Origin of the sequence: Streptomyces sp. NPDC127108 (assembly GCF_042677545.1) — a bacterium.
Lineage (GTDB): Bacteria > Actinomycetota > Actinomycetes > Streptomycetales > Streptomycetaceae > Streptomyces.
Genome location: NZ_JBHXTE010000044.1, coordinates 64261 through 90245, shown reverse-complemented (window position 1 = coordinate 90245; position 25985 = coordinate 64261). Strand labels below are relative to the sequence as shown.

General features: G+C 70.8%; 18 protein-coding genes. 9 read left to right on the top strand and 9 right to left on the bottom strand.

Going from position 1 to position 25985, the window contains the following annotated elements; genetic code table 11:
- Window positions 1–65: 65 nt before the first annotated feature.
- Window positions 66–1148, bottom strand: coding sequence for an NADH:flavin oxidoreductase/NADH oxidase (locus tag ACFVHO_RS31365; protein ID WP_385721991.1), 1083 nt, complete (start codon window positions 1146–1148; stop codon window positions 66–68).
- 195 nt (window positions 1149–1343) lie between these two features.
- Here ACFVHO_RS31365 and ACFVHO_RS31360 point away from each other — a divergent pair, with 195 nt between their 5' ends.
- Entirely contained in the window at window positions 1344–1694 is a 351-nt protein-coding gene (locus ACFVHO_RS31360) for an ArsR/SmtB family transcription factor (RefSeq protein ID WP_385721989.1), read from the top strand.
- Window positions 1695–1727: 33 nt separating this feature from the next.
- Here the strand turns inward: ACFVHO_RS31360 and ACFVHO_RS31355 are convergent, their stop codons facing one another.
- Window positions 1728–3110: an FAD-dependent oxidoreductase gene (locus tag ACFVHO_RS31355; protein ID WP_385721986.1), complete on the bottom strand. Its 1383-nt coding sequence runs from the start codon at window positions 3108–3110 to the stop codon at window positions 1728–1730.
- An 856-nt stretch (window positions 3111–3966) separates the two neighbouring features.
- On the opposite strand from ACFVHO_RS31355, the gene ACFVHO_RS31350 reads away from it, so the two are divergent.
- Window positions 3967–4482, top strand: a complete 516-nt coding sequence (locus ACFVHO_RS31350) for a DUF6214 family protein (RefSeq protein WP_385721983.1) — start codon at window positions 3967–3969, stop codon at window positions 4480–4482.
- A 90-nt stretch (window positions 4483–4572) separates the two neighbouring features.
- Here ACFVHO_RS31350 and ACFVHO_RS31345 read toward each other — a convergent pair whose 3' ends face one another.
- Window positions 4573–5316, bottom strand: a complete 744-nt coding sequence (locus ACFVHO_RS31345) for a DUF305 domain-containing protein (RefSeq protein WP_385721980.1) — start codon at window positions 5314–5316, stop codon at window positions 4573–4575.
- Between the two features lie 175 nt (window positions 5317–5491).
- Between ACFVHO_RS31345 and ACFVHO_RS31340 the strand changes: the two genes are divergently transcribed.
- Window positions 5492–7003 (top strand): LVIVD repeat-containing protein, encoded by a 1512-nt coding sequence (locus ACFVHO_RS31340; protein ID WP_385721978.1) that lies wholly within the window; start codon window positions 5492–5494, stop codon window positions 7001–7003.
- On the opposite strand, the gene ACFVHO_RS31335 is transcribed toward ACFVHO_RS31340, so the two are convergent.
- The gene (locus tag ACFVHO_RS31335; RefSeq protein ID WP_385721975.1) at window positions 6982–8478 is read right to left on the bottom strand and encodes a sensor histidine kinase; all 1497 of its coding nucleotides are present in this window, start codon (window positions 8476–8478) and stop codon (window positions 6982–6984) included. The genes ACFVHO_RS31340 and ACFVHO_RS31335 overlap by 22 nt on opposite strands.
- Complete coding sequence (locus ACFVHO_RS31330) at window positions 8475–9155, bottom strand: response regulator transcription factor (RefSeq protein WP_385721972.1); 681 nt, start codon at window positions 9153–9155, stop codon at window positions 8475–8477. The genes ACFVHO_RS31335 and ACFVHO_RS31330 overlap by 4 nt, the downstream gene beginning before the upstream one ends.
- A 302-nt stretch (window positions 9156–9457) precedes the next feature.
- On the opposite strand from ACFVHO_RS31330, the gene ACFVHO_RS31325 reads away from it, so the two are divergent.
- Both ACFVHO_RS31325 and ACFVHO_RS31320 read left to right on the top strand, forming a co-directional pair.
- Window positions 9458–9790: a hypothetical protein gene (locus tag ACFVHO_RS31325; RefSeq protein ID WP_385721969.1), complete on the top strand. Its 333-nt coding sequence runs from the start codon at window positions 9458–9460 to the stop codon at window positions 9788–9790.
- Between the two features lie 194 nt (window positions 9791–9984).
- The gene (locus tag ACFVHO_RS31320; protein ID WP_385721966.1) at window positions 9985–10458 is read left to right on the top strand and encodes a hypothetical protein; all 474 of its coding nucleotides are present in this window, start codon (window positions 9985–9987) and stop codon (window positions 10456–10458) included.
- A gap of 90 nt (window positions 10459–10548) precedes the next feature.
- Here ACFVHO_RS31320 and ACFVHO_RS31315 read toward each other — a convergent pair whose 3' ends face one another.
- From ACFVHO_RS31315 to ACFVHO_RS31305, 3 genes are all read right to left on the bottom strand, one after another.
- Entirely contained in the window at window positions 10549–13119 is a 2571-nt protein-coding gene (locus ACFVHO_RS31315; RefSeq protein ID WP_385721963.1) for a PQQ-dependent sugar dehydrogenase, read from the bottom strand.
- Between the two features lie 341 nt (window positions 13120–13460).
- A complete protein-coding gene (locus tag ACFVHO_RS31310; RefSeq protein WP_385721960.1) occupies window positions 13461–16391 on the bottom strand; it encodes a hypothetical protein in 2931 nt (976 codons plus the stop codon).
- A 228-nt stretch (window positions 16392–16619) separates the two neighbouring features.
- On the bottom strand, window positions 16620–16742 hold the full coding sequence (locus tag ACFVHO_RS31305; protein WP_385721958.1) for a hypothetical protein: 123 nt from the start codon (window positions 16740–16742) through the stop codon (window positions 16620–16622).
- 511 nt (window positions 16743–17253) lie between these two features.
- Here ACFVHO_RS31305 and ACFVHO_RS31300 point away from each other — a divergent pair.
- From ACFVHO_RS31300 to ACFVHO_RS31290, 3 genes are all read left to right on the top strand, one after another.
- Window positions 17254–18948 (top strand): sensor histidine kinase, encoded by a 1695-nt coding sequence (locus tag ACFVHO_RS31300; RefSeq protein WP_385721954.1) that lies wholly within the window; start codon window positions 17254–17256, stop codon window positions 18946–18948.
- Entirely contained in the window at window positions 18945–19631 is a 687-nt protein-coding gene (locus ACFVHO_RS31295) for a response regulator (RefSeq protein WP_385721951.1), read from the top strand. Before ACFVHO_RS31300 ends, ACFVHO_RS31295 begins: the two co-directional genes overlap by 4 nt.
- Before the next feature lie 263 nt (window positions 19632–19894).
- Entirely contained in the window at window positions 19895–20527 is a 633-nt protein-coding gene (locus tag ACFVHO_RS31290; protein WP_385722009.1) for a hypothetical protein, read from the top strand.
- A gap of 133 nt (window positions 20528–20660) precedes the next feature.
- On the opposite strand, the gene ACFVHO_RS31285 is transcribed toward ACFVHO_RS31290, so the two are convergent.
- A complete protein-coding gene (locus ACFVHO_RS31285; protein ID WP_385721948.1) occupies window positions 20661–24965 on the bottom strand; it encodes a trypsin-like peptidase domain-containing protein in 4305 nt (1434 codons plus the stop codon).
- A 447-nt stretch (window positions 24966–25412) separates the two neighbouring features.
- Between ACFVHO_RS31285 and ACFVHO_RS31280 the strand changes: the two genes are divergently transcribed.
- Window positions 25413–25958: a hypothetical protein gene (locus ACFVHO_RS31280; RefSeq protein ID WP_385721945.1), complete on the top strand. Its 546-nt coding sequence runs from the start codon at window positions 25413–25415 to the stop codon at window positions 25956–25958.
- The last annotated feature ends 27 nt before the right edge of the window (window positions 25959–25985 follow it).

The window sequence follows — 25985 nt, the reverse complement described above, 5'->3', positions numbered from 1 at the left end:
GTGCGGGGTGGGACCACCCCGCACCGGGCGCCGTGCGTTCCGGCGGGCCGAAGAGGCCGACGGGCTCAGACGGACCGCAGGTACTGCTGCGGCACCCGCACCTCCGCGCCCAGCTCACGCGCCGCCTGCCGCGCCCACGAGGGGCTGCGCAGCAGCTCGCGGCCGAGCAGGACGGCGTCCGCCTCACCGTTGGCGACGATCTTCTCGGCCTGCGTGACACCGGTGATCAGACCGACCGCGGCGACCGGAAGCCCCGTCTCCTCGCGGACCCGCGCGGCGAACGGGACCTGGTAGCCGGGCTCGACCGGAATCTTGACGCCCGCGGCATTGCCGCCGGTGGACACGTCGAGCAGGTCGACGCCGTGCTCCTTGAGGAGCGCGGCGAAGCGGACGGTGTCGTCCGCGGTCCAGCCGCCCTCCTCGAGCCAGTCGGTCGCGGAGATGCGGAAGAACAGCGGCTTGTCCTCGGGCCACACGGCGCGAATGGCGTCCACGACCTCCAGGGCGAAGCGGACCCGGTTCTCGAACGACCCGCCGTAGGCGTCGGTGCGCCGGTTGGAGTGCGGCGAGAGGAACTCACCGACCAGATAGCCGTGGGCGCCGTGCACCTCGGCGACCTCGAACCCGGCGTCCAGGGCGCGCCGCGCGGCGTCCGCGAACTGCCCGACCACGTCCTGGATCTGATCGACGGTCAGCTCCGTCGGTACGGTGTGGCGCTCGTCGTACGCCACCGGGCTCGGCCCCACCGGCTGCCAGCCCTCCGCCGAACCGGGCGCGAGCGGCGCGCCGCCGAGCCACGGCCGGTCGGTGGACGCCTTGCGGCCCGCGTGCGCGAGCTGGATGCCCGGGACGGTGCCGTGCTCCTTGAGGAAGCCGGTGATGCGGCGGAACGCCTCGACCTGCGTGTCGTTCCAGATGCCGAGGTCGGCCGGGGAGATGCGGCCCTCGGGGCTCACGCCGGTCGCCTCGACCAGGATCAGGCCGGTGCCTCCGGTGGCGCGCGCCGCGTAGTGCGCGAAGTGCCAGTCGGTCGGCACGCCCGCCTCGGGGCCCGACGCCGCCGCGGAGTACTGACACATCGGCGCCATCCACACGCGGTTCGGGATGGTCAGCGATCGCAGGGTGTAGGGCTCGAACAGCGCGCTCACGGCGGCCTCCAGTAGTGACAGCGGCGGTACGGAGGGTGCGCCCGCGGCCGGGGCCGCCGGGTACGCCTCCCACTCGTACGATAGGCATCGTAGTACGGCATCTGTCAAACTACGATGAGTCTCGTACTACTCGTACACTGGAGGCGTCCGCACCGCACACGGGCGCCCCGGCCGCCCAGGGAGAGTGGAGCCGCCATGACGACCGCCGCACCGAGCGCCCGCGCGCTCGCTCACCCGGCGCGCGAGGAGATCCGCCTCGAAGGCGTGCTGCACGCGCTGTCCGACCCGCTGCGCATGCTCATCGTGTGCGAGCTCGCCGCCGCGCAGGTGGGCGTGACCTGTTCGCACTTCGACCTGCCCGTCACCAAGTCCACGTCCACGCACCACTTCCGGGTGCTGCGCGAGGCGGGCGTGATCCAGCAGAACTACCGGGGCACGGCGAAGCTGAACGGGCTGCGCAGGGACGACCTGGACGCGCTGTTCCCCGGGCTCCTCGACAGCGTCCTCGACGCGGCGGCCCGGCAGGAGGCGCGGCTCGGGGCCTGATCTCTCGGGGCGCGGCTCGGGCCGCGCGTCGGCTCAGCCCGCCCGGTCGGGCAGCCCGCCGCGCGCCGCCGCGAGCAGCCCCGGCCAGTCCGGGATCTTCACCGAACCGCGCCCGAGGGAACGCCCCAGCTCCGCCTCCGCCCGCTCGATCGCCAGCCACCCCGGCCACTCGACCGGTTCGGCCCCGGCGGCACGCAGCGCCGTCGCGGGATCGCCCGCCACGGCCCGCTCGAGGAGGGTCGGGGCGTCGTCGAGCAGGGACAGTGCCGTCTCCTTGGCGCAGGGGCGGTTGGTGCCGATGACGCCCGTGGGGCCGCGCTTGATCCAGCCCGCCACGTACTCGCCGGGGGAGACCGTGCCGTCGCGAAGGACCCGCCCCGCCGCGTGCGGCACGGTGCCGGCCCCCTCGTCGAACGGAAGCCCGTCCAGCGGCACCCCGCGATAGCCCACGGACCGCAGCACGAGTTGGCCCGCGATGTCCTCGTGCGTCCCCGTGCCCGTCACTCCGCCGCGCCCGTCCGGCAGCGTCCGCTCGAACCGCACCCCGCCGACCCGGCCGTCCGCGTCGAGCACGGCGACCGGCCGCAGGAAGAACCGCAGCCGGATCCGCCGGGCGGGCGCCCGCCTGGGCCGCCCGGCCGCCGCCCAGCCGCGCATCACCTCGACATTGCGCCGGTTCGCGGCGGGCAGGCCCGACGGGTCCGCGTACGCCGGGTCGAGCGCCAACTCCGCAGGATCCACGACGACTTCGGTGTCCGGCAGGGAGCCGAGCTCCCGCAGTTCCTTCGTGGTGAACCGCGCCTGCGAAGGGCCGCGCCGCCCCACCATGTGCACCTCGCGCACCGGGCTTTCGGCGAGGACGCCCAGCGCCTCCTGCGGAATGTCGGTCGGCAGCAGCTCGGCGGCGCCGCGCGCCAGCATCCGCGCGACATCCACCGCCACGTTCCCGACGCCGATGACCACGGCCGACTCCACCCCGCGCACGAAGCGGTCGGGCGGCCCCGCGCCGTTGACCGTCACGTCCGGGTGGGCGCTGTACCAGGACACGAACTCGGTGGCCGAGCAGCTGCCCGGCAGGTTCTCGCCGGGCACGCCCAAGTGCCGGTCCGTGGCCGCGCCCACGCAGTAGACCACCGCGTGGTACATGCCGAGCAGCCGCGCCGGGGACAGTGCCCGGGGCCCGATCTCGACGCCGCCGAAGAACCGCACCCGCTCGTGCTCCAGGACCGTACGCAGGTTGTTCTGGAGGGACTTGATCTTCTCGTGGTCCGGTGCCACGCCGTAGCGCACCAGTCCGTACGGGCAGGGCAACCGGTCGAGCACGTCGACCCGCACGTCCGGCACGCGCTCCTGCTGCACCAGACTCTGCGCGGTGTAGACCCCGCTCGGACCCGATCCCACGACGGCGACCTGCACGGTGGCGCTCCTTCCGCGGGGCTGTCCCCGGGACGCCTTGCGGCCGGCTGCTGCCCGCCCGGCATCAGCATCGCACCCCTGTGCGCCCAGGGGGAGATGTGCCGCGACGCGCAGAGGCGGGCGCGGCGGCGCCCGCGAAACCGGGTGCCGCCTTCAGGGTGCCGCGCCCGACGCCCCCGCGCGCGCCGTTCGTGGCGGAATGTGACAGTACGGCTACCGTGCCACTGTGCAGAAAGGTTCATATCGCAACGAGGATGATCATTTCCGATCGGGTGGCGGGGCGGAGGAGCTGCGGAGGGTGGGCTCTGCGGGCCTGCCGGGGATGAGCGGTCCGGTCGACCAGGCCGGGGCCGGGTGGCCGGGGGAGGAGGGGCCGGTCGAGGCGTCGCCGTGGGCGGGAGTGGATGTCGGCGCCGGTGAGGGGCTTGCCGTCGGGGGCGACTGGGCGGATGTGGGGGCGGGTGTGCTGGAGGGGTGGGGCGTGCCGTCGGTGGGCGGTCCGGAGGGGTGGGGCGTCCCGTCGGTGGGCGGTTCGGAGGGCCGGGCGGACCTTGTGGCGGACGGCCCCAGCTGGCCGACGGGGTGGGCGAGGGACGTGGATGAGGGATGGTCCGGGGCGGGATGGGTGGAGGGTATGGCTTCGGGGGCGGGTCCGGAGGCCGGGCTTGAGGGGGACTTCGGTGGGGGCGGGGTGGGTATCGGTGGTGGGCTGGGTATCGGTCAACCCGCGAGCCGGGGGGACGAGTTCACTCCACCCGTGGGCCGGGGCGATGACTTCGGTGGGGCAAGCGCGGGTCCCCTCGCGGGTGCGGGGGGCGGGGCGCTGCGGGACGGCGTACTGCCGTCGCTCTTTCACGTGCACCTTGCCTTCGGCGGTGACGATGGCGGTGGTGGGGCCGGACGTGGCGGCACCGGCCATGACGGTGCCGAGGGCGGGTGCTGCCCCGACGCGCCCCGCGGTGCCGACGTCCTCGCGGTCGTCTCGGACGGCCGGATCGCCATCGAGGAAGTGCGCGCCCGCCCCCCGCTTCCCCTGGGCGACCTGGCGGCGCTCGCCGCGCGGATCGAAGGCCCCCTCAACGACGCCTTCCGAGGCCTGGCCGACCGCCACGGAACCACGGACGCGCTCTGCCGCAACGGCGGCGGCCCCGCTCAGGAACCGCCCGGCGCGCGCCGGAGCCGCCGGTCCGCGCGACGCGGCGGCGCGGTGCGGAACGTCGCGGCGGAGGCCTACCGAGGAGCGCTGGAGGACGGTGAGGACCCGGTGCTCGCCGTGATGCGTGCGACGGGGCACAGCCGCCGCAAGTCGCTGCGCCTGATCGCGGGGGCGCGGGACGCGGGGCTCCTGATGTCGCGCCATCACCGCCGCTAGCCGCCCGTGCCCGGGGCGCCGACGACCCCGGGCCCCCGATCGCGCGGCCCCACGCACACACCCCGCCTCGGCCCCCGGCCGGTCAGACCATCAACTCATCCCGCGCATCCGATTGATCTCACTCGTCTGCTGCGCCACGACATCGTTGGCCATCTCCTCGACGAGCAGATTGTTGCCCTGGGAGAGCGCGTCGGTGGCCATCGTCACGGCGCCGGTGTGGTGGGTGATCATCAGCTTCAGGAAGAGCTGGTCGAAGGCCTCGCCCTTGGCCGCGCGCAACTGCTTGAGCTGAGCCGGTGTCGCCATGCCCGGCATGCCCGCGTGGTCGCCGTGACCGTCATGTCCGGGCTTCGAGGGCTTCGCCCCCGGCTTCCCCTTCTTGGCGTGGGCCTTCAACCACCGCTCCATCGCGCCGATTTCCGGCTTCTGGGCGGCGGTGATGCGGTCGGCGAGACGCTTCACCTTGGTGGACTTCGCCCGCTTCGGGACGAGCCGGGTCATGTCCAGGGCCTGGCTGTGGTGCGGGATCATCTTCTCGACGTACTCGAAGTCGGCGGAGTTCGGGCTGTCGTCGTCGGTTCTCTTCTTCGCGGCGTCCTCGGCGGAGAGCGTCGCGGCCGTCTCGCCCGGTTTGCCGGGCGCGATGACCGAAGGCCCGGTCGAGGAAGCCGACTTGGCCTTGCCCCCGGAGCCCGAGTCCGAATCCGAGCCGGAGTCGCAGGCCCCGAGCACGAGGACGGCTGCCGTGAGCAGTCCGGTCGCGGCCCAGGCGCGCTTGACGGACGCGGCGGGCACGGCGGACGTACGGGCGGCGGACGTACGGCGGTGGGGCACGGCGACCTCCTGTGGCACGCGGGGTGGTTGGGTACGTCCTAGCACGCCGATGAGCGTCAGTGATCAGAAATGTTCATTACGACTGCGTTGCCATCTGTTGATTTGTACATGAGGAGCACGATACTGCGGGTGTCCGTGAACCGTTCGCCCCCGAACGGGCACAAGGGAGGACGCAGTGACCCTGTTGAACGAACCCAGAACGCGCCGCAGACGCCTGGGAGTTGTCGCGGCCGCGGCCGGGCTGCTGGCCGCGCTGCTGACCGCGGCGCCCGCCGGGGCGACCCCCGACCCGGGTGACACCCCCAAGGCCCCCAAGAAGGTGTCGAAGAGCGACGCCGAGGACACCAGGAAGGCGATATCCGACGGCAAGATCCCGGCGCCGGACGAGATCGTCCACTCCGACAACATCGAGCATCTGACGAACATCCCCAAGGACGCGCTGCCCGGGACGAACTCGGACCTCGCCTTCCAGGGCAAGTACGCCTTCGCGGGCAACTACGACGGCTTCCGCATCTTCGACATCAGCAACCCGAAGAAGCCGAAGACGGTCGCGCAGGTCCTCTGTCCCGGGTCGCAGAACGACGTGTCGGTCTCCGGCGACCTGCTGTTCCTGTCGACGGACTCCTCGCGCAGCGACAGCTCCTGCTCCAGCACGACGCAGCCCGCCACGGAGAAGTCGTCCTGGGAGGGCATGAAGGTCTTCGACATCAGCGACAAGAAGAACCCGCGCTACGTCGCCGCCGTCGAGACCGCCTGCGGCTCGCACACCCACACGCTGGTCCCCGAGCGCCGCAACGTCTACGTGTACGTCTCCTCGTACGCGCCGAGCGCGTCGTTCCCCGACTGCCAGCCGCCGCACGACGGCATCTCCGTCATCAAGGTGCCGCGCAAGGCCCCGCAGAAGGCCGCGCTCGTCGGCTTCCCCGTGCTGTTCCCGGGCGAGGGCCCGGACGGCGGCGGCAACCCCGGCGGACCCACCAACCCGGGCGTCTCCAAGACCACCGGCTGCCACGACATCACGGTCCTGCCCTCCAAGGACCTGGCGGCGGGCGCCTGCATGGGTGACGGCATCCTGTTCTCCATCAAGGATCCCGAACGCCCGAAGGTCATCGACCGTGTCCAGGACAACGTGAACTTCGCGTTCTGGCACTCGGCGACCTTCAACCAGCGCGCCGACAAGGTCGTGTTCACCGACGAGCTGGGCGGTGGCGGCGGCGCCACCTGCAACGCCGAGATCGGCCCGAACCGCGGCGCCGACGGCATCTACGAGATCAAGGGCTGGGGCGACAAGCGCAAGCTGGTCTTCAAGAGCTACTTCAAGATCCCGCGCCACCAGGCGGACACCGAGAACTGCGTGGCCCACAACGGCTCGCTGATCCCCGTCAAGGGCAAGGACCTCATGGTCCAGGCCTGGTACCAGGGCGGCGTCTCCGTCTGGGACTTCACCGACTCGACCAAGCCCAAGGAGATCGCGTACTTCGAACGCGGTCCCATCTCCGCCGACCAACTCGTCGGCGGCGGCTCCTGGTCGGCCTACTACTACAACGGCCACATCTACTCGAACGACATGGTCAAGGGCTTCGACGTACTGAAGCTCAACGACAAGCGCACCAAGCCCGCCGAGCGGGTCCGGATGCATGAGCTGAACGTGCAGACGCAGCCGGACTACTTCGGCTGGAACGACTGACCGACGCGCGGGGCAGCACTGCCCGGGGGCCGTCCGGCGGATGGCGGACGGCCCCTCTCGGTCTCCGTGCGCGGACTTTCCGGCGGCTGCGGCTCCCGCTGCGGCTGACAGCCGGGGAGGGTGAGGAGGAAATGAACCCCGGGATCGGCGGCGACGATGGTGAGACTGCCGTGGTGGAGGGTGGCGATGTGCTGGGCTATGGCCAGGCCAAGTCCGGCTCCACCGGTGTGGTGGCTGCGTACTTCGTCGAGCCGTGTGAAGTAGCCGAAGACGCGGTTGCGGTCTTCGGGCGGAATGCCGGGTCCGTCGTCACCCACGTCGAGCGTGACCGTGCCCGCGTCGGCGTCGCGGGTGAGGCGCACCGTGATGCACTCCTTCGCGTAACGCTCGGCATTTTCAAGGAGATTGCCCAGTACTCGCCCCAGTAGTGCGCAGTGGCCCCGGACCGCCATCGGTTCCTGGCCGGTGGAGACCTTCAGGGCGAGATGCGCGGGCGGCGTGCGCCGTGCGCATTCCTCGCGGACCAGATCGGTCAGATTCAGCTGCTTGCCGGAGTCGAACAGCGTGGCTTGCGCGTCGAGACGCGCGAGCATGAGCAGGTCGTCCGTGAGCTGCTGCAGACGTACCGTGTCTCCCAGCGCTCGTTCGACCACCTGGGGCCAGTCGGCGTTCTGCGGCTGGGCGAGAGCGATCTCCAGCTCCGCACGCAGCGCTGCCAGCGGGGTGCGCAGTTCGTGGGAGGCGTTCGCTGTGAACCGCCTCTGCTGCTCCACCGAACTCTGCAACCGGTCGAGTGTGTCGTTCATGGTCACCGCCAGCCGGCTGATCTCGTTGTTCCGCGGCGGTACGGGAACACGCTGATCGAGGTGGTGCGTGCTCAGCTCCGTGAATTTCCGCCGGATGGCCTCCATGGGCCGCAGGGTGCGTCCGGCGATGAACCAGGCGACCGCCGCGGTGAGCAGGACCAGCCCTGCCGCGGTGCCGACCATCCGCTGCGCCATGGTGTCCAGCGCGGCCTGTTCCTTCTTGAGGTCGTACTCGGTGATGAGCCGGTGGGGCGAGGGCGCCGGATACTCCGGGTAGACGATGCGCAGGTTCCTGGGCTCGCCGTTCCCGTCGATGAGGTCAGGCCACAGCCACAGGGACAACGCGCCCGAGTCCGGGACCTCGGAAATGACCGTGGCGGTGAGCCCGCCCTCTCGAAGTACCTTCGGCTTGCCGGAAACGCAGTACTGCCGGGTCCCCGGAGGGAGATCGGCTGCGTTCGACTTGACGCCGCGGGCGAAGGTGTCCGTCACATCAGCCCTGAGGGCCGTCGTCTCCATGGCGTTCTCCAGGAGAGAGCGGCGCCAGAAGTCCGTGGCGAGGAAGGCACCGGCAGCAAGCGGGGGAGTCACCAGCAGGGCGGACAGCAGCGCGGCCTTGGCCCGCATGCTGAGCGTCGGCAGTAACCGGATCCGTCCAGGCCGCCTCATGGCAGGGCTGGTTCGTCTTCGAGACGGTAACCGGCGCCGCGGACGGTGTGGATCGTACGTCGACGGAAGGGGGCGTCGATTTTCCGGCGCAGGGCGCTGACGTACACCTCCACGACGTTGACGTCACCGTCGAAGCTGCCCCATACGTGCTCCAGGATCTCGGTCTTGGACACCACTTCCCCGCGGCGGCTCGCCAGGTACCAGAGCACGGCGAACTCACGCATCGTGAGCGGGACAGGGACCTGTCCGCGATGGCAGCGGCGCGTGGCCGGGTCCACGCGCAGGTCCCCCGCCTCGATGGCGGCCGGCCGCTCCCGCTGGCCTCGGCGCACCAGAGCCCTCAGACGCGCCACCAGCGCCACGTAGGAGAACGGCTTGGTGACATAGTCGTCGGCTCCGGTGTCGAGCCCCTCCGCCTCGTCGAACTCCCCGTCCTTGGCTGTGAGCATCAGTACCGGGACCCAGAGCGCGGCCTCCCGCATGCGTGTGCAGACCCGTAGTCCGTTCATCCCCGGCAGCATGATGTCCAGTACCACGACGTCGTAGTCGTTCTCCTGGACCAGTTCCAGGACCCGTGCCCCATTGCCCGTGCTGTCGACGACGAAGCCCTCCCCGCGCAGCCCGCGCCGGAGCAACTCCATCAGCCTGGGATCGTCCTCCGCCACGAGTATCCGCATGCGCTCAGTATCGCGGGAGGCACCTGAAGCCACGCTGAGAATCGAAGCCTCCCCAGGCGTCCGATGCAGCGTCCACCTCCGTGGACCCGAGGCCGGGGCGGGTTTCCTGAACGATCCTCAGAGTCCCTCAGCTTCACCACAGGACGGCACTGCCACTGTCCCTATTCGAAACCGACGGCGAGCCACCGCAGCGCTCATCCGGGGCCGTACCCGTCGATTTCTGGAAGCCGACAAACGTGGAGAAAGAGCGACCCATTCCCCAGCTGCCGCTCTGCGACAGCTGACTCGAGAGAGGTCTCAGCATGCTCAGCAAGATCAGGAACAACCGTGGTGCGGTCACACTTGTCACCGGTCTTCTGGCCCTGACGGGAGGGCTGGCCATCACGAGTCCGTCGGCTTCGGCCGCGGCTTCGGACATCTACAAGGAGTGCCCGACGTCCGGGTCCGAGTGGATCGACTACACCGACCGGGGTCGGGCGCATGCCACATGCTCTGGAGCCGACGTCCGGATCAAGGTCTACTGTGCCAACGGCCGGGAGTACAACGCCCCCGTGTACTGGGGTGCTGAGTACAACAGGGCTGAGTGCCCGAAGGGCGTAGGGGCGACAAAGATGTACACGCAGTACCGCAAGTAGAGGAATGGCCTGGAAGGCGGCCCGCATCGGTCTCGGTGAGGGCCGCCGTACTGACCAGCACGGGGTGCACGGCTGGCCGGGCCGTCTGGCGGAAGCCGGGCGGCCCCTCCGTGCGTCGGCCGGTCGGCCGAGGGGTTTGATGAACTGGTCGCCACCGGTGGGGATCTTGCCGACTGGGCATGCCATGCTGCGGCGTGGCAGACATTCACGAAGTCCTCATCACCGCGGAACTCCCGGCCGAGTTGTCGGAGGCCGAGATGGCCGAGTTGCGTTGGCATCTGGGGCTCGGGGCGCGTCCGGGAGCGCTCGTCATCGTGGTGGATCACTGGCCGGTCCATCCCGTGGGGGAGGAGCACGGTGACCCGTTGCCCGGGGATCAGTGGGAGGTGGACGCGTATCCCTTGCTCGCGCAGCGTGGGCCCGTCGACCGGAGGGTTGGTGGCGTTGCTTATGCCGAGTTGGCGCGGCGTGAGGGTGGTGGGTGGGCGCTGTCGTCGCGGCAGGTCGTGCACAGTGACGAACTCGGGCTGATGGGCGGGCTGTTGAGCTGGCTGCGGGAGCGGGCGGAGAGGCGGTGGGGTGAGGTCGAGGTGCGCTGTCATGTTCGGTTTTGTGAGGACGGGCCCGGTCTGCGGGTGGTGTCTTCCTTCGAGGGCGGTGCGTGGTGAGGGGTCGGGGGGTGAGGTGACGGGCGCGGGCACGGCGGGGGCGGACCTCGTCGGCCCGCTCCCGCCGCTCTGATCACGTACCGCGCTGCATCACGTTCCCGCGGCCGACTTTCCCCGCAGTTTCACGGACGCCGTGCTCGCGTTCTTGATGGCCGTCTCGATCTGGGACATCGAGGAGGCGGAGGTGAGTCCCGGCACCTTCGCGGTGTTCAGCGCGTGGAGCGTGAACGTGTACGGGTGCGAGGAGCCGCCGGGGCACGGGCCGAAGTACTGGCGGGAGTTGGCGCCACTGCCCATGGCCTTCTGCTTCGCGCCGTCCAGGCCGGGGACGTCGAAGCCCGGGCCCAGTTTCTCGGGGAGCCCGGAACGGGCGGCGGGGACGTCCCACAGGGCCCAGTGGAGCTTGTTGCCGTTGCCTGCGACATCGGCGAAGACCACGGCGTAGGCCTTCGCCCCGGTGGCGCCCGCGCTCCAGGCCAGCGGGGGCGAGACGTCCTGGCCCGCGGCGCCGTCCCCGGCGCAGGTGTACTTGTCGGGGATGGTGGCGTTGTCGGCGAAGGCGCCGCTGGACAGCTTGAAGTCGCCGGGCTGTGGATCGGGGCCGCCGGAGTAGACGACGTCGATGAGCAGGATCCGGTCGTTGCCCGCCGTGCCGTCCTTGTCCGTGGACGTGGTCAGCCAGATGTCGCCGTCGGGGTCGACCTCGACGGTGCGCAGCCGGTCGTACGTCCCCTGGAAGTACGTCTTCTGCTCGACCAGGTTGGAGCCGGCGTCGATGCGCAGCCGGTAGACCCGCTCGCCCCTGGTCGTGGCCACGAAGACGTGGTCGTTGACGATCGTGAGTCCGCTGGGCGAGGCGGCCGACGTCGGCCAGGTCTTCTTCGGCGCGACGTAGCCGGAGCAACTGCCGCTGGTGCCCTCGCAGTGCGGCCAGCCGTAGTTGCCGCCCTTCTGGACCAGATTGACCTCGTCCATGATGCCGTCGCCGAATTCGGCCTGCCACAGACGGCCCTTGGAGTCGAAGTCGAGGCCCTGGGGATTGCGGTGGCCGATGGACCACACGGCGTTGCCGAAGGGGTTGTCGGACGGGATCGAGCCGTCCTGGTTGATGCGCAGGATCTTGCCGTTGAGGGAGTTCTTGTCCTGCGCCCGGGAGTCGTTCTGGGCGTCGCCCATCCCCGCGTACAGCTTGCCGTCGGGGCCGAACCGCAGCCGTCCGCCGTTGTGGAAGCGGCTCTTGGCCATGCCGTCGAGCAGCACCTTGTAGCCGCTGAGCGTGTTGTTCTCCAGTGTCATCCGGGCGATGCGGTTGCCGTCGGACGAGGTGTGCAGGAAGTACACGTAGTGGTCGGTGGCGAAGTTCGGGGAGACCTCCACGCCCATCAGGCCGCCCTCGCCGCCCGTGGTCTGGGAGTTGGGCACCTTGCCGAGCAGCGTCTTCTGCCCGGACTTGGTGAGCCGGTGCACGTTGAAGGTGTTCCGCTCGGTGAAGATCCCGGAGCCGTCCGGCAGGAACGCCACGCCCCAGGCGACGTCCACGCCGCTGGCGAGGGTCTTCACGGTGCCCGGGTCGGGGGTGCCGCCGGGCTGGGAGCCCGCGGTGGTGACGCTGATCTCGGGGCCGAACGCCGACTTGTTGCCCTTGGCATCGACGGCCCGCACCTTGAACTTGTACGCCGTGCCGGCCGTCAGCCCTGCGACGGTCGTGGACGCCGTCTCCGAGGTGCCCGCGGCGGCGCCGTCACGGTGGATCTCGTACCTCGTGACCTTCACATTGTCGGTGGACGGCGTCCACGCCAGATCGACGCTCGTCGCCGTCTTGCCCGTCGTGCGCAGGTCCGCGGGGACGCTCGGCGGCTCGTCGTCCGGCGGTGCGGGCAGCGTCGCGACGGTGACCGCGTTGCTGGCGTCGGAGACGTTCGAGGCGGCGTCGCGCGCGAAGACGGTCCAGTCGTAACTGGTCTCGGGCGTCAGGCCCGTCACCGTGGTGGCGAGGGTGTCGCCGTCGACCTGCTTCATGAGCTGGCCGTGCTGGTACACGTCGTAGCCGGTGACCTTCACGTTGTCGCTGGCCGCGCCCCAGGCGAGGGACACGGAGGTGGTGGTCGGCTCCTTGTCCTTGCGCAGGTCCTTGGGGGCCGACGGCTTCTCGGTGTCCGCCGGGCCCTGCGGGGTGACGGTCAGGCTGTCGAGGTTGGGGCCGTCCACGCCCGAGGTGGCGGCGCGGATCTTGTTCGGACCCGAGGCCAGCGTCGTGGTGACGCTCGCGGACTTCCAGGGGGTCCAGGCGCCGGTGCCGGGGAAGGCGAGGTTGTCGGCGGCCTGGGCGCCGTTGACCGTGACGTCGAGCGGTCGGTCGGTGGACGTGCCGTTGGCGTAGCGGAAGTCGAGCTTGGTGGCGCCGGGCCGCTCCGCCTCGACGGTGAACTCGACGTACGCGTCGGACACCACGTCGAAGTTCACGAAGCCGCTGCCGGTGTGGCCGGAGTGGTTGGACTCCACCTTGCCCTTGACGACCTCGGCGGTCTCGGCCTCGTACGTCGCGGCGCGGGGGAGGGGAGCGGAGTGTGCGGCGGGCAGGGCCACGCAGAGCGCGGCGGTGGTGGCCGCGGCCACCAGGGCGCCGAACGCCCTGGACGACCGGGGGCTGATGCGTCTCACGGTGTCCTCCAGGAGAGCGAGGGGGAGCGGAGGGTGCGGGGGCGGAGAGCGGGGAGGGGGGAGGGGGAAGAGGTGGTCGCCCAGAGGGAGTTGGCGTCGCACCTACACCATTAGGAAACTTTCCTGTCAGGTGGGGGAGCACGCTAAAGCTCGGATGTGTACCTGTCAACGGATTGCGTACGACTCCGAGTCCGTACGCGTGCGCGCGCCTGTCGCGGTCATGTAGTTGAATGCCTATATCGCCCATAGAGGAGAAAAGGGTTTGCTTCCGCGGCCCCCTCCACCTCGCCCGTGCCAGGCATTCATATGGATGAATGCCTGGCACGCACCGAGGTCGAGCCTCACTCCCGTACTCGCACCGTCACCGACCGCGCCATCGGAGCATGCGCGTTGTTGAACGCCCGGATCAGGAACGTGTGCCGCCCCGCCCGCAGCCGCACCGTCGCCGCCAGTCGTCCGGTGGCCGGGTCGAAGCGGTGCACGATCCGCTCCCCGTCCACCTCCACGCTGATCCGGTCCGCGTCGACGCCCGACACCGCGTCCGCGATCCGCGCCGTGAGCCGCACGGACGGGCCACTGGCCTCGGCGCCGTCCTTCGGCGTGACCTTGTCGATCACCGGGGTGAGGGCGGGCTGTCGGCCCGGCCGCTGGTGCGGCCGGTCCCGGCGGCGCTGGACGCGGGCGACGGACGGCGGCACGGCAGCACCGCCGGGGTCCGCCTTGAAACCGCCGGGGTCCGCCTCGGACACGTCGAGGTCCGCCTCAGAACCGCTCAGGTCCGCTTCGAAGACGAGGGGCAGATCGACCCCGGGGCGCACCTTCGGCCCCGCCGTCACCGTGAACTCCGCGCCGACCCGGCCCCCGGCGGGCACCCGCACCCGCACCTGACGCGGCGTCACCGACCAGCCCCCGAAGGTCCGTCCGGACACCGTCACGGTCTGCGCGGAGGCGTTGAAGTTGTAGACGTCAACCGTCATGCGGGTGGTCGTGCCGAGACGGTAGCCCAGCGGCGGCTCCGCGTCCCCGTCCTCCTTGGCGGGCGCGGCGTTCGCGGCCGCGTACCGCTGGCTGAGGACGATGTGCTCCGCCGCGGACAGCGGCCGGGCCCGGGCGCTGTCGTCGCCCGCCGGGGGCCTCGGGCGGCGGGGAGACGGCGCGTCGGTCACCAGGTAGAGGGGGTCGCGGGACGCGGCCACGCGGACCGTGCCACGAGCCGACCGGGCCGGGGTGCCTCGCGCGGCGCCCATGATGTCGTACACGCGCGTCGCGCCGTCCGGCACCGGCACCTCCACGTCCCGCGGCTTCGGCGCGCACACCACGGTCACCGTGCGCCCGGCCCCGTCCCCGAACACGAACCCGACCGCGTGCGGCAGCAACTCCTGCAGCAGACCGGCATAGTTGGCCTCGCCGAGGAGCCCGGTCAGGGCCGCGTACGCGCTGAACGCGGGCAGCGGCTGGAAGTCACGGCTGAGCAGCGCGAACGACACGCCCTCGTCGGTGCACGGCGGCCCGCAGAACCAGAACTGCCGCTCCGTGCCCGCCGCCAGGCTCTCCACCGTCGAAAGGACGAGATAGCGGGCCTGGGTGCGCTGCGTCGCGTACGCCAGGTCCGTGCCCGGCTCGGCCGGCAGGAACGCGCCGGACTCCGTCATCCACTGCGGCGTCGTCGCCCCGAACCGCTCCCGCAGTTCCGTCTGGTCCTCCGCCGACGAGGGGAAGTCCGGGTCGGTGTCGTCCAGCGGCGGATAGCCGTGGAAGCTCCACACGTCCGCGTACCGCACCACGTCGTTGTGCAGCATCAACTCCTGGAAGACACCCTCGCCCGCGATGCCCGGCAGGACCACCGGCGGCGCGTCCGGCTGATCCCTCATGCCCAGTGCCGCCGCCTTCACGTACGCGGCGTGCTGGTCGCCCGTGCTCGCGGTGTCGTCCACGTCCGGCTCGTTGGACAGCTGGAGCGCGTCGGCCACGACCCGCTTGCCGCGGCCCGCCAGGTGCGCGCCGTAGCGGTAGGCGTGCCGCAGGTCGGCGGGCAGGGGCACGGACGTCGGCGTCAACGCCCAGCCCGGCGGCGGCGAGACGACCTCCAGGACCTTGAGACCACGCTTCTGGAAGGCCTCGACGACCGCCTCGTGCAGGCTGCTGTCGAACGGGCCGTCCGGCTCGCGCTGGGCGGCCGGCCAGGCGCTGCCGTCGCGCACGTGGCGTACGCCCATCGCCTCCATCGCCGTCGCCAGGGCGGGCAGCAGCGGAGGCGGGACAAGGGCGTGCGTGAAGACGTTCACGCCGAAGCGGTTGGCAGGCCCGCGCGGTGCACGCCGCGCGGGCAGGTGTGCGAAGGAGCCGGTGACGGTGTCCTTGGGGGCCGTCGTCAGCGCGGCGACGGCACGGTAGTTGCCGGGCGGCAGCGCGGGGAGCGTGGCGTGTGCCGTTGCGGCGCCGGGTGGGATCGCGACGGTTCCGGACGCCACCTGGCGGGAGAAGTAGTCGAGTACGTGGAACGTCACGGTCGACGCACGCGGCGCCGCGCCGTTCAGGCCGAAGCGCAGCTCTGCGGGGGCGTCCCCGCGATAGTGGCCGAGGTTGTTCGCCGGGCCCCGCAGCCGCACGGAGCGCAGCGCGACCGGGACGGGCGTGAGCGTGAACTCGTCGAGCAGGAACCGGTATCCGTTGTAGTCGTCGAGGACCGTGGGCCCGTCGACCGTGAACGTGAGGGTGTTGACGCCGCGCCGCAGTTCCACGTCGCCGAGGGTGAGGCGCGACAGGTCGCCCCACGCCTTCGGGGACTCGTACCAGTAGGGCTGCGAGCGCGTCACCGACCACGACGCCCCGCCGTTCACGGCGAGCCGGAAGTACGAGCCGGTCTCCTCGATGTGCGGCGTCTCCACCGGGACCGTCGCGACGGCCTCGATCCGGTACGGTCCGGCGGTCGGGACGTGCACGGTGTACGTGGCGTACCAACCGCGCGGCGGTGGCGGGGGCTCGGCCGTGGCGAGGGCGAGGAGCGCACCGCCCGACGCCCTCGGGTCCCGGGCCGTGGGGATGCTGGAGCGGGTCGGGGACTCGCCCCGCACGGTGATCGCGGAGGCGCCCCGGTCGCGTCCGGGCCCCGTCGTCCTCGCCGCTGCGGCCGTCGCCGTCAGGGCGAGCCCCGCGGCGAGACCTCCGGCGACGGCTGTACGTCGGTCGATGCTCATGCTCCAAGCCCACCGCGCCGTGAGCGCGTCGGCGTCCTGCCCGAGCAGGGACTCGTCCCCGGCCCCGGGGTCCACCTCGCCTCCACCTTTGGGTGGAGACGGGCGCCGGTAGGGTCGAAGGGTGCTACGGGGAGCGGTACGTGACCGGCCGGGGGCCGCCGATGCGACGGTCCCGGCCGTGCTGATGGCGGGGCATGTACTGGCCCTTGTCCTCTCCGGAGTGCTCGCCGACGGAGGGTCCGGCGGAGGGCTCTTGGGCGCTCTGGACGGGGGCACGTCCGCCGAGGCAGGGGCAGTCGCCACTCACGTCGAACTCTGGCAGCCGCTGCTCGGCGCCCTCGCCATCGCCGTGGCCGCCGCCGCACTGGTGTGGCGGCGGGTGGCGCCGCTGCCGGTGTTCTGCGTGACGCTGATCGTGGACGGCACGACAGAAGCGCTCCTTCCGCAGGCCGCGTTGACGCCCGCGTTGCCGTGTGCGCTGTGGATCGCGCTGTTCTCGCTGGCCGCGCGGGGTGCCGGGCCACCCGTGTCGCAGCCCGTACAGGACACCGGGCCACCCGCGTCGCATGCGCGCGGTGTCCCTCCGACCGGGCTGGGCGCCGTGTCATCCCTGCCTGGCCCTGCCTCTCCTCTGCCCGGCGGCGCCTCTCCTGTGTCCGGCGTAGCCGCGAGTTCGCCCGACACTGCGTCGCATCCGCTCGGCCGTGCCGCACCTCCGCCCGGCGCAGCCTCACGCTCGCCCGGCCCTGCGTCACCTCTGCCCAGCTCCGCCTCATCCTCGCCCGGCCCTGCGCCGCATTCCCTCGCCCCCGCCCCACCTCCACCCCGCACCCCGTCCCCGACGTCCCCCACCCCGTCCCTCACGCCCCCCACCGCCCCCCGCGCCCTCCTCGCCGCCGCGCTGGCCACCGCCGTCCTCCCGCTGCACGGGATCCCCATGCCCGGCACCGGAGACGAAGCAGCGGGCACGGTGCTCGACGCCCTTCTCGCGGGCGCCCTGCTGCACCTGCTCATCGTGCTCGGCGGGCGGCTGCGTCACCATCGCACCGCCCGCCGCGCCCAAGCCCTCGTCCGCCTGGCCGAAGTGGAGCGCGAACGCCGGGCCGCTGCCACCGCCGAACGCGAGCGCCTCGCCCGCGACCTGCACGACGCCGCAGGCCACCACCTCACCGCCGTCGCCGTCCAGAGCGCCGCGGCCCTCCGCCTCGCCGCCGACCGCCCCGAACTCGCCGCCGACGCACTGACTACGGGCGCCGCGTCCGGCCGGGACGTCCTCGCCTCCCTGGGCCGGCTCGTCGCGGTCGTCGGCGATGAGGCGGCCGGCGGCGCGCCCCACGAGTCCGTCCCGCACCTCTGCGCGGGCCTGGCACGCCTCGGCTTCCCCGTCACCCGCACCACCGAGGGCCGCCCCCGCCCCCTGCCCGGCCTCACCTCCGTGGCCGCGTACCGCATCGTGCAGGAGTCCCTGACGAACGCCATGCGCTACGCGGCCGGGGCGCCCGTCGTGGTGCACATGCGCCACGGTGCCGCCGAGTTGGCGATCACGGTGACCAACGGGCCGCCGCCTGGCGGGACATGGCCGGACCATGGCGCCCCGCTGGGTTCGGGCCGGGGACTCGCGGGCATGCGGGAGCGGGCCGCGAGCGCGGGTGGCGAGCTGACCGCCGGGCCGACCGGCGACGGCGGCTGGGCCGTCGAGGCGACCCTGCCGATCCCCGGCGCCCGACCGCGGACCCGAGGCCTCATCACGGACGCGGCAGCCTTCGCCCTGTGCACCGTGCTGCCGCTGCTCCTCGCCACAACTGCGCCCCACCCGCTCCTGCCCGACCTCACACCTGCACAACTCACCTCCCTTGCAGCCCTGCTGGCCGTCCACGCGGCCCCGCTGTTCCTCCGTCGGCGCGCGCCCGCCACGGCGCTCGCGGCCATGCTGACGGTGAGCCTCGGCTGGTCGGCCGCGGCCGCCCTGGAACTCGTCGACATCGACTGGCTCGGCCCCCTCGCCCTCGCGTGGACGGCGGAGCTGATCGGGCTGCACGCGGTCGGCGCGTACGGTCCCGCGCGCGTCACCTGGCCAGCCCCCGTGGCAGTGGGCCTCGTCGGCGGCATCGCGGTCGGGCTCGCGGTGGCGGGCGACCCGGCGGAGTCGGCAGGCCCTGGCGCGGTCGCGCTCCTCGCGGCGCTCGGACTCGCCGCCGTGCCCTGGCTGCTGCCCGTCTGGGCGCTCGGCCTCCTGACCCGGGCCCGGCGGGGCGCGGGCGGCCCTTGGGAGCAGCGGCTGCTCGACACGGTCGCCGCACGGGTCGGCGAGGCGGTGGCGGGGGAGCGGCGGCGTGTCGCGTCGGGCCTGCATGCGGCGGTCGTGGAGCACGCCGTGGCTCTCGTACGTCATGCGGAGGCGGGCGTCGCCGGGGCCGTGGACCCGAGGACGGCTCTGGGCGAGGTCACGGGCGCCGCACGCGGGGCGCTCGCGGGGCTGCGGGAGTTGCTGGACGCGATGGATGAGGCGGACGCGATGGATGAGGCAGACGAGGTGGGCAAGTTGGCTGAGGGGTACGCGTTGGGTGCGAGGGGAGAGTTGGGCGCCCTGGGCGAGTCGAGTTCCCTCACCCCGAAGGGGACGCACGCATGACCGTCCGTGTGGTCGTGGTCGACGACCAGGCCGTGGTCCGTGCCGGGTTCGTGGCCGTCATCGACGCCGAACCCGACCTCACCGTGGCCGGGCAGGCGGCGGACGGTGCCGAGGCGCTGGAGCTCGCCCGCGCGTGCCGTCCCGACGTGGTCCTGATGGACATCCGCATGCCGGGCATGGACGGCCTGACGGCGACCCGCCTGCTGACCTCGGCGGAGCCGCCCACACGGGTCCTGGTGCTCACCACGTTCCGCCGCGACGAGTACGTCTTCGCCGCCCTGCGCGGCGGCGCGTCCGGATTCCTCCTGAAGGACTGCGCACCCCAGGAACTCGTCGACGCCATCCGCACGGTCGCCGCCGGTGAGGCACTGCTCGCCCCCGAGGTCACCCGCCGCCTGATCGACGCCTTCGCCACCGGCACCGTCGGCCCGCGGGCCCGCCCGGAAGGCCGTCTCGACGCCCTCACCGGGCGCGAGCGCGACGTCCTGCGCGAGGTGGCCCGGGGCCTCAACAACTCCGAGATCGCGGCGGCCCTCGGCATCGGCCGTTCCACCGTCAAGACGCACATGAACGCCCTGCTGGCCAAGCTGTCCCTGCGGGACCGCGCGCAGGCGATCATCTTCGCGTACGAAGTGGGCCTCGTCGGCCCCGGGGACTCCGGCAGCCCCGCCCGACCCGGATGAGAGCAGGTCGGCGGAGCCGTCTCATGGCGTCCACGTGGTCCGGATCCCTGCTGTTCACGCAGGTGGGGTTCTGGTCCAGGTGCGTCGAGGGTTTTGGTGGCACGGATGTGACACGCGGTGATAGCTGAGGCTCCGCCAGTAGGTACTGGAGGGGCTCTCGGCGTGCCTCCGCAGCGAAGTCCGCTCCTCGACGATGAGAGTGCTCGGTGCAATCCGGAGGCGATAGGAGCGGGGGATGCGGAACACTTCGCCGGGTGATCGTGATGCAGCCCGTCCTGGAGATGTACGTACCTGACGGCTTCGACCTCTGGCCTGTCGCGGAGGCCGAGTCGTTCGGCTTCCTGCCCCTCGGCGGTGAGCTCTCACCCACTGAGGTCGGGGCGGCGGTGATGCGCATCGCCAGCTGCAATGACGTCGCCCCCGACGGCGACCGCCCGCCTCGTCCCGCCGACGCACTCGGCTCGTTCCTCCACGGACTGCTGACCTTCGACCATCTCTTCGCGGCCGGCGGCCTGCGGGTCACCGACCACTCCACAGGCGTCACCTTCCTGCCTGGCTGCTGCGACGGACTGGAGGACTGGCGCGACTGGCACCAGTTCCTCGACGGTGGCAGCCTGCTCGGATTCGGCCACGACCCCTTGTCACCGGTCGCGGAGCGCTTCGGTGACACCGTCCGACTCACCGTCAACGCCGACCAGAGCGACAGCCCGGCGATCGAGCTGTCCATCACCAAGCTCCGCAACCTGCTCGCCGATGCCGAGCGTGACCTGGCCGACTTCCTCGCGCTGGCAGCCGACTGGGCCTCCAGCCACCTGCCTGGCCACTGCGTCCCTGTCACAGCCGCCCTCGCGCGCGTCCTCGGCCTTCCCACGACGGCCACGCCGCCGCAGGCGTAGAACGGCGGGCCTGGCTTCGACGTGTACGCCGACACCTGCCGAGCAGCGCTCAGGGTCTCGTACGCCGGCGCAGCCCAGTGATCGGGATGCCCAGAATGGCTCCGACGCCGTGATCACCCCAGTCAAGATCATCTCATCTGCAAGGTGGTTCCGATGGGGTTCCCTCCGGCAAGAGCTTGCGTTCGGCCTGGGTGTAGCCGCGCCTCGCCCCGGCGCACAGGGCACGGAACTGTTCATCGGGGCGAAGGTCGAAGATCTGGCGCAGGGCGCCGGTTTCCACCGTGAGGCGGGGGCCGTGTACGTAACCCCCGATCCAGTTGCCTGACGCCCAGTCCTCGCTTGCGACGGCCAGAGTGTCGACGGCGTTGTCGTCCGACAAGTGGTGGATCCGGACCTGCTGCTTGCCGGAGTCGTAGGTGATGAGGCTGCCTCCGGGGCCGAACCCGACCACGGCGTCGCGGCTTGAGCGGGGGACGCTGCCGACCGGTTGCTGATCATGCTCGATGTCCCGCACGCGCACGCGGCCGTCGGAGTTCTGCGTGGCCAGGCGTGAACCGTCGGTGTCGAAGGCGAGTGCCTGGAGCAGGGCGCCGGCGTTGTACGGCAAACCGATGGCAGGCCCTTTGAGGGTGGCGACACGCCGGGGAGCGCGGACGTCCCACAGCAGTATCTCGCCTTGCTCTGTTCCCTTCCTGGTGACCACAGCGACCTGTCCGGGATGACCTGGGCGCGCGATGAGCTGGCCGCGCCCGAAGGTCTCGGAGATACCAGGGCCGTGCCAGTTCGGTGCGGGGTGAACGAGGAAGGGCTCGGTCGGGAGGGACCCGTCGGCGGTGTTAATGCGTGCCAGTCTGCCTTCCACGGTGAGCACGACGATTTCGCTGCCCTGCAGCGGGGCGACCATGTCTACCTGGCTGCCTCGCAATTCGTCGATGCCGGCCAGCTTCTTCGTCTTCGGCAAGACGTTGTCCAGGGCGATGCCGTCGCCCAGTTCTTGCACGGAGTACGACCGGTAGAGGTTGCCCCGCTCGCGCCACACGACGATCCGCTTCGAGTCCGAGGTCCACGTACAGCGCACTGTTTTGTGATGGGACGGCAGCACGACCGACTGGCGCGTAGTGCGGGTGGCGTCGAGCACTTCAAGGCGTCCACCGCACCGGGCGACGAGGCGTCCGTCCGGTGACACGGCGTGGTGCCCTTCGCCTTGTTCCTCGAACCGTTCGCTGCCTGCCGGTTCGGCGCGCACCGCGATCAATGCCGTCCCGACGGGCACGAAGACGGTGAGGCCGCCGCCCGCCCGAGGCACCGCCGCGACCCCGCTGTACGCGGCGGAGATGTTGCCCGAGGTGGGGATGCGAGTGCGGTAGGCGCGTCCGGTGCGCAGGTCGGTCAGGGTCGGCTCGGCGTAGCCGCGGGCGGCTTCCTTGTCGTCGGTGAAGTCCGCGGTGTTGACGACGCCGTACCGTGTCGTGGCGTCGGTCTTTTCACTTCCGTCGGTGGGCAGTTCGACCTTGCTGCCGGGAGTGGTGCCGAGTGCCTGGGCGTACGAGGTGGTGGTGTTCGCCGATTGGACCAGGAGTTCACCGCCTGCCAACAGTTCGGAGCTCTCGATGCCTCCGCGGGGGGAGGAGTATCGCAGTCGACCGGTGGTGAAGTCTCTGAGCTCGAGGCGCAGGGGACCGTCGTAGGTGTCGATGTAGCTGAGGGTCGCGACGGTGTCCGCGTCGGAGGTGAACGCGGCCTGCTTGAGCTTTGCTCTGGGGATGAGCTGGTTCGGTACGCGGATGGGGACGCCGGAGGGCGTCTTCCACGCCTCGGCGAACGCGGGGGTGCAGCGCCCGGACCCGCCGCGGCACTCCAAGGCATTGTCCGTCACCAGCAGCAGACGTTTGCCGTCGCTGCTGAAGTCCAGGTTCCCATAGGCCTTTTCGCGGGTGCGGCTGTTGACCTTCAGGACGGTAGGATGCTGTGGATCGGTCAACCGCCACAGCCGCACGTCGTCCCCGCCGGTGGCGGCGAAGAAGCGGCCGTCCGGGCTCAAGGACGTCAGCAGCTTCTTCTCCGCCTTGGGTGCGCCACTCAACAGTCTTGACTGGGGCTTGCCCTGGAGCGCCCCCGTGACGACGGTGAGTGTCGGCCGATTGCCGCCGCCGGGCTTTGACCGCACGACGAGGACACGGCCGTTCGGGGTGGCGTCCATGCCGGTGACCCGCCCTTTCCACACCGACGGGTGACTGCCCACGAGATACTGCCCACGCGCATACTGGTGCATCAGGGCCTGACGGGTCTCGTCGGTCTGTTTGGTGTTCCATGCGGCGAGGGCGAGCTGCAGTGCGGTAGTGGGGTCGTCGCCCGGGCGGTCCTCTGAGGCCTGCGCGAGCAGGCCTGCGGCCTGTGTCCGCAGTTGCTCCTCGGTCCGTTTCAGGCCCTGCCAGGTGGCTAGCGCCAGGACGACGGCGAGCACGGTGAGTACGGCCAGCGCCGCGACGGCGGTCTGCCTCAGGCGGGCGCCGCGGCGGGCGTGGCGGAGGCTGAGCTGGATGTATGTCAGCTCATCGACGGTCATGTCTTGGGGGTGTTCGGTCCGCCTGCGGTCTGCCTCGGCCAAATCGGCGCCGCTCAACAGGCGGGCGGGCTCGCGGTGTTGCGCCTGCCAGCGGTGCAGGTCGGCCCGGAGTTGTTCCTGCCAGCGGCGGAACGAGCGGGAGTCGACGAGCCACTGGCGTAGACGTGGCCAGAGCGCGGTCAGTGCCTCGTGAGCCAGGTCGACGATCTCGCCCTGCTCGGCGCCCCCCGGCGCATGGGAGATCACCACGAGTTTGCGGGCGGATAACTTCCGTGCCAGAGCCAGGAGCTCGGGGGCAAGGTCGGCGGCTCGGGTCGCCCTGCGGGAGAAGGTGTCACCATCGGTGGGCCGGGCCAGCTGGACGAACAGCCGCCGTGCGCAATCCTGTTGGGCGGGGGGCAGCTCGGCGAGGGCCTGGTCCGCGTAGGTGACGAGGGCGCCGGCCACGCCGCCCAGCGCGTCGTAGGCGGCGTGGGTGAGCAGGGAGCGGGCGCGGGCGTTCCACAGCTCGGTCAGGGCGAACTGGACCAACGACATTCGCCCGGGCTCATCGCCCGCGTCCGCGACGATTCGCTCCGGCAGCCCCGGCTCAAACCACAGCCCCGGCACCGCGTCCACCGGTGCGGTCACCGCTCGCTCCAGGGAACCGTCGGTCAGTGGCGCGAGGAGCTGCACGCCGTCGCTGACGAGATCGGACGTGTCGGCCGTCACCAGCACGTCGAGGGACTCGGCCCGCGCCGTGGCGACCACCCGCAGCATGCCCGTGCCATCCCTGCCCGCCAGGGCGACGAGCAGCCCGAAGAGGGAACGTGCGGCATCCGGTGCCGCACTCGCGTACTCCTCGAACTGGTCGATGAACAGGACGTGCTCAGCGCCGTCCTCGCCGGCGAGGACGCCGGCGCGCAGGTCCGCGGCCACCTCGGCGCCCGTCTCCAGGAGACCTGCCAGCTGCCGGACCTTGGTCAGTTTGTCGATCTCGCCGAGTTCTGGCTCCAACAGGCCGATCAGAGCGCCGGCCAGGACAGTGGCAGCCCGCATCCCGGGCACGGGGCGCAGCTCTGTCACGCTCACGCCCTCGCGTCGTAACCGAGGCAGCACACCAGCACGTATGAGAGAGGACTTCCCGCACCCAGAAGGCCCGGTCAGCAGGGTCAGAGAGCGCTTGCGCACAGCCTCGTGCACGCGGGCGGTGTCACGATCGCGGCCGTGAAAGAACTCCGCGTCTTCTTCCTCAAAGGCCATCAGCCCGCGGAACGGACAGCGTGGCTGGAGTGTCTTGTCATCGATCAGCTCAGCCGACGGCAACAGATACGCAGTGCGCTCACCCCGGTGTGCGGCGACCGTCATCCCCACGACACCGTCTTGCGCGTCATCCCAGACCGGTGCACCGCTGAAGCCGTTCACGATGCGCGGACCGGGCTCGTGCGCCTCCATCTGCAGCCAGCCCGATCCCTGCCCCGCGCGCAGCGTGCCCGATGCCCACACTCCGGCGTCCGCGCCGGCCGGGTAGCCGAGCGCCCGGAACGAGTGACCCCACACCCCGGTCGCGTCGACCAACTGCACTGACCGCGCTCCCTCGACCGCCGAGTCCAGCCGCAACAGCGCCACATCGGCCCCGCCGTGCCGCCAGGACACCACGGTCGCCTGTAACCGGGGCTGGCCTCTCAGCAGCGGAAAGTCAACATCCACCAGATTGTCCGGAGCCACCTCGGCGTCATCTGGAACCCCGGCTGCCCTGGCGACGACATGAGCACAGGTGCACACCACATCGGCGGCAACGAGGAACCCGGCCCCGATAACCGCACCCGTACCCGCGGCCGAATAGATCCGTACCTGCGACGCCTCCAGGACATCGCGTCGTATCGCCGCCAAGGAATCTCCCGCTGTCCGGTACCGGTCAGAGCCAGCATCTTCCCGCCACAACAGCCTCCCGCACCACGCGTAGCACCGAAACGTTCGGTTCTCTCGCCCAGGTTGGACCGGGTAGGCCACAACGGCACGGCCGGGTCAGACGGGAAGACGTCGACCGCGGCCCGCAGAATCGAGCGGTGCGCAGCGGTGACCCTCTTGACGGTCTCAGCGGCAAGCGGGTCCATAGCCTGGGCGTTCTGCGTGACGTCATCGACCTGGGCGCGCGCCTCGTCCGTGAGGGGGCCGAGCTCAGCGACCGCCGCCCGATGTTGTGCGTTCCTTTTGTTTTGGGCGATCTTTTCTCATGAAGCTCACGCGCCACGGAAGTTTCGAAAATGGCCGTGACGTAGACGAGGTTCCAGCCGGGTGGTATCCAATACGCAGACCTGATCTGCGTCGGGGGGATGCATGGCAACCTTGCTTCACAACCTGCAGCAACTTTACAAGAGCACGCAAGCCCTGTATCAGATCGCCAAGGGTGAATGCCCATACATGAAGAAGGCTGCCAAATCCAGCTGGGATACCGCGACGGAGAAACTCGAGTTCGCCACTAAGGGGAGTAAGGATCCCGGACACTTGATAGGTGCGGGCGACTTCTTCCTCAAGGCTTACCATGACAATATCGGCGGAGTGCGGAGGAATATCATCTCCAATATCGTCGGCGCCGACGAGCAAGCGGAAATGTATCGGCGGGCGATGGAATCGGCCCTCATGGCTGCATTTTGCTATGCGCTGCGAGGGGGTAAAGGTGACGATGTGAATAAATGTGTCAGTCACGCACGGAGTGCTTACGGTCTGTACCGTGATGCTGAAGTTCAAAGTGAGCACTTCAGGCTCAATAGCGCCATTCCGAGCGAGGGTCCGATCTTTCCTATCTCGTGTCCAACCCCTAAGACCAAGAATAGGCTCGACAGTGAAAAACAAGAAGTAGAATCCGCTATTTCTCGCCTTTAGGATGGAAGTCTTTCCGTGGGATCGGGC